The sequence below is a fragment of the uncultured Caulobacter sp. genome (assembly GCF_937900395.1).
Classification (GTDB): Bacteria; Pseudomonadota; Alphaproteobacteria; order Caulobacterales; family Caulobacteraceae; genus Caulobacter.
In genome coordinates this window covers 1-7,522 of sequence record NZ_CALCDX010000177.1, presented here as the reverse complement: position 1 = coordinate 7,522, position 7,522 = coordinate 1, and the positions used below count along the sequence as shown (strand labels likewise).

Annotated in this window: 8 protein-coding genes; 4 read left to right on the top strand and 4 right to left on the bottom strand. The window is 68.5% G+C overall.

What is annotated here, in order from left to right; translation table 11 throughout:
- Positions 1–534 (top strand): aminotransferase class III-fold pyridoxal phosphate-dependent enzyme (locus tag Q0379_RS15485; protein ID WP_299010656.1); only part of this gene is annotated, 534 nt, incomplete at its 5' end.
- A 13-nt stretch (positions 535–547) separates the two neighbouring features.
- On the opposite strand, the gene Q0379_RS15480 is transcribed toward Q0379_RS15485, so the two are convergent.
- From Q0379_RS15480 to Q0379_RS15470, 3 genes are all read right to left on the bottom strand, one after another.
- Positions 548–2,464 (bottom strand): DUF3857 domain-containing transglutaminase family protein, encoded by a 1,917-nt coding sequence (locus tag Q0379_RS15480; protein WP_299010654.1) that lies wholly within the window; start codon positions 2,462–2,464, stop codon positions 548–550.
- A 212-nt stretch (positions 2,465–2,676) separates the two neighbouring features.
- Positions 2,677–3,633, bottom strand: coding sequence for a bifunctional helix-turn-helix transcriptional regulator/GNAT family N-acetyltransferase (locus Q0379_RS15475; RefSeq protein WP_299010652.1), 957 nt, complete (start codon positions 3,631–3,633; stop codon positions 2,677–2,679).
- Positions 3,634–3,698: 65 nt separating this feature from the next.
- Complete coding sequence (locus Q0379_RS15470; RefSeq protein ID WP_299010650.1) at positions 3,699–4,181, bottom strand: hypothetical protein; 483 nt, start codon at positions 4,179–4,181, stop codon at positions 3,699–3,701.
- Between the two features lie 142 nt (positions 4,182–4,323).
- On the opposite strand from Q0379_RS15470, the gene Q0379_RS15465 reads away from it, so the two are divergent.
- Entirely contained in the window at positions 4,324–4,698 is a 375-nt protein-coding gene (locus Q0379_RS15465; protein WP_299010647.1) for a BlaI/MecI/CopY family transcriptional regulator, read from the top strand.
- A complete protein-coding gene (locus Q0379_RS15460; RefSeq protein WP_299010643.1) occupies positions 4,695–6,035 on the top strand; it encodes a M56 family metallopeptidase in 1,341 nt (446 codons plus the stop codon). Before Q0379_RS15465 ends, Q0379_RS15460 begins: the two co-directional genes overlap by 4 nt.
- A gap of 211 nt (positions 6,036–6,246) precedes the next feature.
- Here Q0379_RS15460 and Q0379_RS15455 read toward each other — a convergent pair whose 3' ends face one another.
- The gene (locus Q0379_RS15455) at positions 6,247–6,633 is read right to left on the bottom strand and encodes a hypothetical protein (RefSeq protein ID WP_299010640.1); all 387 of its coding nucleotides are present in this window, start codon (positions 6,631–6,633) and stop codon (positions 6,247–6,249) included.
- 242 nt (positions 6,634–6,875) lie between these two features.
- Between Q0379_RS15455 and aroC the strand changes: the two genes are divergently transcribed.
- Positions 6,876–7,522, top strand: a 647-nt coding sequence (gene aroC / locus Q0379_RS15450) for a chorismate synthase (RefSeq protein WP_299010637.1), incomplete at its 3' end; no start/stop codon positions are given.

Here is a 7,522-nt window from a genome sequence, read left to right as displayed (position 1 = left end):
GCCCCGTTCGCCGCCGACCGCTTCGGCGTCACGCCCGACCTGATCTGCATGGCCAAGGGCCTGACCAACGCCGCCGTGCCCTGCGGCGCCGTCGCGGCGTCAGGAAAGATCTACGGCGCGATGATGGAAGGCGCGGACGCCCCGATCGAGCTCTTCCACGGCTACACCTATTCGGCCCACCCTCTGGCCTGCGCGGCGGGCCTGGCGACGCTGGAGACCTATCAGGAGGACGACCTCTTCGCCCGCGCCGCCGGGATCGAGGGCTACTGGCAGGACGCCGTCCACAGCCTGGCCGACGCCCGCCATGTGAGCGACGTGCGCAACCTCGGCCTCGTCGCCGGCATCGAGCTCTCCCCCCGCCCCGGCGCCCCAACCGCCCGGGCGATGGAGGTCTTCGAGACCTGCTTCGACGAGGGCCTGCTGATCCGCGTCACCGGCGACATCATCGCCCTCTCCCCGCCGCTGATCCTGGAGAAGAGCCACATCGACCGGATGGTCGAAACGATCCGCGCGGTGCTGGGGCGGGTGGACTAGGCGGCGGCGTCGCCTACGGGCGCTTCCCCGTCCCCTTGCAAGGCACGTCGCTGGCCGTCCAGTCGAAGTCGTAGGTGGCGGGCACGGTCTCGCCGTCGCCGACGAACGGCTTTTTTCCGGTCGGGTCGTAGTAGATCACGCCCATGCTGTTGTCGAAGTTGGCGATGCGGGCGTTGTCGCGCCGGGCGGTGGCCGCGTCGATCTCGGGCTGTTCAACCCGCGAGCCGCGAACCATGCGAATAGCGCCGTCCCTCAACTCCCACGCGCGATAGTAATTCCTACCGAAGAGGCGCGTGTCGTAGCTCGCCTTCGACGACCACTGCCGGGGCTGCGTCGAAAGCGGCGTTCGCACCGTCGTGACGTGGCACTCATACTCAGGAGCCATGTAGAACGGGATGTCCTTGCTCTGATCGTCGGCGCGAATCCGCCGCTCCGGAGGACTGAAGCCGCCGCCGGGCAGCACCAGCGACCGGGCGCCGCCGCCCTCGTCCTCCCAGTCGACGGTCCCCGTGCCGCTGATCGTCAGAATGCTGGCCTGGGCCTTCTCGTCATAGCGCCAGCGCACGTCGTCCATCGTCTGCCACGTCTCCCCGACCGCGCGCTGGCGGAAGGCCTCCAGCAGCTGTCCGGAGGTCACGGCCGAAAACTGCAGCTGCTCCTGCAGGCCGGCCACGCCGCGGGCGATCCGCGTCGAGACGATGCGCGCCGGCTTGTCGAAGCCGGCCCGCGCATCGATCTCGAACAGGTTGATCTCGTCGGGCGTCTCCAGACCGCGCGGCGGCAGCCGCTCCAACGGACTGCCCTGGGCCGTCAGCGGCAGTCCCCAATCGACCGCGAACACAGGCCGGTCGCTGGGACGCGCCACCGGCGGCAAGGTGCCGTCCAACCAATAGGTCGCGCCATCGATCCGCGCGCGCACCAGGACGTGGTCGAAAAACCGCGGGATCGGCAGGTGCTGATCCAGGCCGTCGTCGCCAGTCGAGCTGATCATCACGGGCTCGGCCTCGATCCCGAGCTCCTGCAACAGCGCGATCAGCAGCACGGTCTTGCCCTTGCAGTCCCCGTAGCGGCGCCGCCAGGTCTCGTCGGCCGAGGCGGGCGTCAGATTGCCCTTGTTGAGGCCCACATAGATGTACCGCACATCCTGTTGGACCAGCTTCAAGGCCGCCCGCGCGCGATCCATGGGCGTTGCCTGGCTTTCGGCGATCCGTTTCGCCTCCAGCTTGACGGGCGAGTCGGGCGCGAGGGTCGCCGCCTTGGCGAACAGCGGCGCGAAGTGGCGCGAAATGGCCGCCCAGTCGGCGAAGTCCGTGAACTCCGCCGCGCGCTGCCACTGATAGCGCGGCGGCGCGTCCTTCGGCGGCGCCAGCGTGGGCGGATTGTCGAAGCGGAAATCGACGGTCCGCTCGCCCCGCGCCATGGCCGCCGTCATGTCCGGCGTCGTCTTCAGATGAGGCTCGTGGCCCTCGTCCCAGCCGAGGCCCAGATGATACCGCCCCGGCGCCGGGCTCGCCGTGACCATCAGGATTCCCGACTGGTTGGGTCCCAGGGTGGGATCGTCGCCGAAGGTGGTGAACTCCATCTCGATCTCGTCGCCGACCCGCAGGTCCGGCACGCGCAGGACCGCCGTCAAGGTCCCGTCCAGGCGCAGCTCTTCCAGCTGACCTTCGCGCCGCAGGATCTCGAAGGCGGTCTTGCTCAGGACGTCGGTGGCCTTGCCGTCCCGGATCAGCTCGATCTTGTGCACGATCGGCGCCCCAGCCTGCGGGTTCCAGGCGATCGAGATGTTGCCGAGCTCCAGGGCGGCCGACTGGGTGATCTTGATGCGCGAGCCGAAGTACTGCGCCTGTCCCTGCTCGCCGAGGTGGACCTCCACGTCCTGTCGCCGGACGAACATCGGGCCATCGACGGTGTCGGGCGCGGGCAGCATCGCGGATGGCCTAGCCCACGCGGGCGGAGGCCCACGGCGCACCTGTTCGGATTGCGCATGCGCCGGGCTTCCGACGAGCGCGGACGTCACCATCAAAGCCAGTAGGCGCACCAGATATCCCCCGTTCTCGCGCCATTGTGGCATCGACAACCTCCGGTTCAAAGGGGCGCCAGACCTCATCCGGCGCAGGCGGGATCGTTTCGCCGCGCCCCCTAGCCCCTTGGCCGATACGCCATCGCCACGTCGCAGCGCTCGTAGCGCGCGCCGAAGGTTCGCATGATCTCGGCGTCGTGGACGAAGCCCAGCTTCTCGTAGAGGTGGATGGCCGCGGCGCACTTCTTGTTGGTCAGCAGATAGACCTTGTCCATGCCCAGGCTGGCGGCCCTCTCCAGGGTCTTGGCCAGCAGGAACTCGCCGACCTTCAGGCCTCGGGCGCTCTTCAGCACGCCCATCTTGGTCAGCTCGACCCAGCCGTCCTTGGAGACCATCAGGGCGCAGGTCCCGACCACGCCCAGTTCGGGGGTTTCCGCGAACAGCACCACCCCGCCCTTGTCAAGGATCAGCTCGCGCGGCCGTGACAGCAGGGCGACGTCGTTCTCCTCGAGGGTGAACATGTCCTCGATCCATTCGGCGTTGATCCGATGGAAGGCCTCGGCCAGGTCGTCGGAGAAGTCGCGGGCCCACATGGCCGGCGGGCCGGCGGCCTCGATCCGCGCCAGCAGCGAGGCCTCGGCCAGGCGCTGTTCGACCTTGGCCAGGCCCAGCATGAAGTCGCCGTCGAGGCCCGCGACCAGCTCCGCCGCCGCGGGTTCGATGCGCGGCAGCAGCTGCGTTTGGATGCGGACCAGCAGCGCCTGGCCCTTCTCCGTCAAAGCCAGCCGCCGGGTGCGGCCGTCGCCCGGCGCGCGGCGGGTCTCGACGAAGCCGTCGTCTTCCAGGCTCTTCAGCGCGCGGGTCACGGTGGGCTGGGCCAGCTGGAGTTGCTCGGCCAGTTCGCCGACCGCGATCGGGCCATGCAGGCGGATGGTCAGCAGCAGCGACATCTGGGCCGGCTGCACCGGCAGGTCCAGCGACCGCGCCACCTCGGCCGCGTCGGCCTGCATCCGCTCGGCCAGGCGCTTGAGCCGACTGCCCAAGAACCCCACCCCATAGCCCGCCAGAAGATCCATGCCGCCCTCCATTCATAGCGCGCTATATAGCTAGCTATGAAAGAGCTCTCCGCGCAAGAGGGGCGTCACATCTTGAAGGGCGGAATGACGACGCAGCGCACCTTGTCCTGGAGGACCGTGACCGCCGCCGAGCGCGCTCCGCCCAGCTCGAAGAACCATTCGCGCCCGCCCTGCGCCACGGCCAGATAGTTCGGCGCGTCGAACTTGCAGACCTGGTAGCGGACCTTCGCCCCGTCGGTCCGGTCGACCAGATGCGTGCAGGTCATCGCCCCGCCGGCGCGGCGGTACAGCGTTTCGTCATAGGGCGTGACCTGCGGGTAGTGTCCAAGGCCGCGGAAGACCTTCGGATCGAGCGGGGCGCAAGGCGGCCCGTCCACCCGCCAATAGAGGTCACGCCGCGCCTGCTCGGCGCGATCGCGGCGCGCGACGATCTCCGCTCCCACAGCGACCAGGGCCGCCAAAGCCAGGGCGATCGCCGCCCAGCGCCAGGGGTTCAGCGCACGCCTTGCGAGCGGCGGCCCGGCCGCTTGGACTTGATCGGTCGCCATCAAGGAAACTCACGTTTGTAATTTTGACCTACAGGCGTAAATCGAAATGTCTTGCCTGTCACCCCCAGAACGATGTTCGCGACGCTTGACGCAGGCGCGCTACATTTGTAGCGTACTCGCGACATATGGAGATCGCCTGGCGATGACCGAACCCTCCGACCTTGAACTCGAAGTCCTGAAAGCCTTCTGGCGCGGCGGCGCGATGAGCGCTCGCGAGGCGCAAGGCCTGATCGAGCCCGAGCTGGGCTGGAGCGCCTCGACCACCCGCACGGTGCTTGAACGGATGGTGGCCAAGGGCCTGCTGATCCGCCGCTCGGTGCATGGCCTGGCGGTGTATGAAGCCAAGACGGCCAAGGTCGACGTGATCGGCGGGGTGCTGAACCGCCTGCGCGGCCTGCTCGAGATCGACGGCCGCCTGCCCGCCTCGGCCTTCGCCGGCAGCCAGATCCTGTCCAAGGACGAGATCCAGGAACTGGAAGCCCTGCTGAACGCGCCCCAGCCGGAGGACAAGCCATGAGCCCCTTGCTCGCCTCGACCGCCCTGGGCCTGGTCGCCGCCCTGCCCGCGAGCGGCCTGGCCTGGCTGCTCGGCAACGCCGCCGATCGCCTGACCGGCGACCCGAGGACGCGCGCGGCGGCCTGGAGCGCAGCCATCGCCCTGCCGCCGGCGATGCTGGCCCTGGTGATGGGCGTCGCAGCTCTGCCCGAGACGACCACGGCCCCCATCTACGAGGTCGCCCAGGCCTCGCCCATGATCGCGGCGGCCGGCGCCGCGATGAGCGCCGCCTCGACGCGCGCCATGTCCCGCTTCGACGGCTTCGAGGTCGTGAGCGCGACCTTGGCGCTCGGCGCGTTGGGAGGCCTGGCGATGGCGGCCGCGCGACAGATCATGGGTCGCGCCAAGCTCAGAGGCATCGTGCGCCGCGCGCGCTCCGCGCCGCAGGATCTGGCCCTGGCCGTCCGCGCCGCCGCCCGGCGCATGGACACTGGCCGCCCCGAGGTCAGGATCAGCGACGAGATCGACCAGCCCCTGCTGGCCGGCCTGTCCGAGCCGGTCATCCTGTTGCCCCGAGCGCTGACCGACCGGCTGGACGTGCAGAGCCTGACGCCCGTCTGCGCCCATGAACTGGCTCACCTCAAGCGGGGCGATAATTGGCGGCTGCTGGTCGAGCACCTTCTCGGCGGTCTGCTCTGGATGATTCCGCCCTACGCCGCCCTACGCGCCCGCGCCATCGCCGCGCGCGAGGAACTCGCCGACGCCTTGGCCCTGAAGGACGCGCCAGCGGCGGTTCGGCGACGCTATGCCGAAACGCTGATCGGCGTGCTGCGCGCCCGCGCCGCGCCCACCTTGCACCCCGCCTTCACCGGAAAGGGACGGAAACCTACGACCATGCGCCTCAAAGCCATCATCAATCCCAGCGCTCCGGCAACGTTCGCCCGTCGCGCCATCCTCTCGCTGGCCGGCCTGCTGGCCGTGACGGCGGCCGCCACCGCCTCGATCGCCCTGGCCCAGGGCGACGGCGCCGGCCAACGCAGCAGCCGCAGCGTGATCTCCGACGACAAGGACCTCTATCTCGACATCCGCTCGGACTATGTGCGCGTGACCAACGCCGAACTGATCGGCGGCCAGCTGAAGCCGGAAGACGGACAGGTCTGGGTCTATCACGGCGATGTCGAGGTGCGCGGACGGCTGAATTCGCCCCGGATCAGGATGCTGGTGAACGGCAAGGCGCCGCCGCCCGGCTTCGATCCCCACGCGCTGACCAAGGGCTCGATCCAGCAGCTACAGGTCACCCACTACAATCGAGACAAGGCGCCCAGCATTGTCCTGAACTTCATTACGACGGCCTCCTGACGCCATTCCCTGGCGCTCGAGTTGGACAAACCTCGAACCGCGCCAGCGGACGCGGCGGCGTTCGGGGGCCGGCCGACGGGCGTCCGCGCGATGGCTCGAATGGGATTTCCCTTCCGGCGTTCGCGCGAACGCCCCAAGGCGATCAGGCGGGGCTGAGCACCTTGAAATCGGCCTTCTCGCGGTTGGCCTCGCCGGTCTTCACGCTGAAGTCCTAGTCGCTCCAGTAGATCGCGATGATCCGCGGGTCGGAGCTGTTGAACGACACCGTGTGGGATTCACGGCGCGAAGAATAGACGCTCAGGTAGTAGACGTCGTGCGTGGCGTCCTCGAAGGCCAGATACATGGAGCCGCTGAAGGCGCCTTTCGGCCCCTGGGCGTCCACGCGGACCTGATATTTGTAGAAGCCGGCGTTCGAGAGCAGTTCGATCTTGAACACGGCGGCGCTGTCATTGGCGATGACGCAGTTTTCCGGCGAACTACCGTTCACCGTCGCCGACTGGCCCACCAGCATGCCGCCGACGCTGGTCGCCTTCTTGAATTCGCCCCGCTTGGAGCACTCGCCGCAATCGCCGGCGAAATTCGCGGTACCGTCGCTCATCGTGGATCTCCCTTTTTGCTGACGGCGATTTCCCTACGGGTCGCCGCTTGTTCGCGTCGGGACCGGCGACGCCGAGCCTAGACGCGCAAGGCAAGATGGCAGAGCCGCCAAGCCACACCTATGACGTTTATCACACTTTCATGAAATTGAAGGTTGCATTTCTCGCCCTCTCGCCGCCTTCCGGCTTCCGCCTTTCGCCTCGCCTTTTGCCCCCTCGCCCGGTTTCCGCTAGAAGCCGCGCCATGTCGCACAACACCTTCGGTCATCTGTTCCGCGTCACCACCTGGGGCGAGAGCCACGGCCCCGCGCTGGGCTGCGTGGTCGACGGGTGCCCGCCCGGGATCGAACTGACGGCCGAGATGATCCAGGGCTTCCTGGACAAGCGCCGTCCCGGCAGCGGCAAGTTCGTGACCCAGCGCCAGGAGCCGGACGCCGTGCGCATCCTGTCGGGCGTGTTCGAGGACGAGCGTTCGAGCGGCCAGCGCACGACGGGTACGCCGATCAGCCTGATGATCGAGAACACCGACCAGCGCTCGAAGGACTATTCGGAGATCGCCCAGGCCTTCCGCCCGGGCCACGCCGACTATGCCTATTTCGCCAAGTACGGGATCCGCGACTATCGCGGCGGCGGCCGCAGCTCGGCCCGGGAGACCGCCGCGCGGGTGGCGGCCGGCGCGATCGCGCGTCTGGTCATCCCCGGCGTCACGGTCCGCGCCGCCCTGACTCAGATCGGCCCCCACGCGATCAACCGCGACAACTGGGACTGGAACGAGGTCGAGCAGAACCCCTACTGGTCTCCCGACGCGGCCATCGTGCCGGTCTGGGAAGAGCACCTGGAGACGATCCGCAAGGCCGGCTCGTCGACCGGCGCCATCGTCGAGGTCGAGGC

What these genes read in the sequence shown, in the direction of transcription:
- Q0379_RS15480 (WP_299010654.1), bottom strand. Translation starts at nt 2,464, where the DNA reads ATGCTGCCCGCGCCCGACACCGTCGATGGCCCGATGTTCGTCCGGCGA.
- Q0379_RS15475 (WP_299010652.1), bottom strand. Translation starts at nt 3,633, where the DNA reads ATGGATCTTCTGGCGGGCTATGGGGTGGGGTTCTTGGGCAGTCGGCTC.
- Q0379_RS15470 (WP_299010650.1), bottom strand. Translation starts at nt 4,181, where the DNA reads ATGGCGACCGATCAAGTCCAAGCGGCCGGGCCGCCGCTCGCAAGGCGT.
- Q0379_RS15465 (WP_299010647.1), top strand. Translation starts at nt 4,324, where the DNA reads ATGACCGAACCCTCCGACCTTGAACTCGAAGTCCTGAAAGCCTTCTGG.
- Q0379_RS15460 (WP_299010643.1), top strand. Translation starts at nt 4,695, where the DNA reads ATGAGCCCCTTGCTCGCCTCGACCGCCCTGGGCCTGGTCGCCGCCCTG.
- Q0379_RS15455 (WP_299010640.1), bottom strand. Translation starts at nt 6,633, where the DNA reads ATGAGCGACGGTACCGCGAATTTCGCCGGCGATTGCGGCGAGTGCTCC.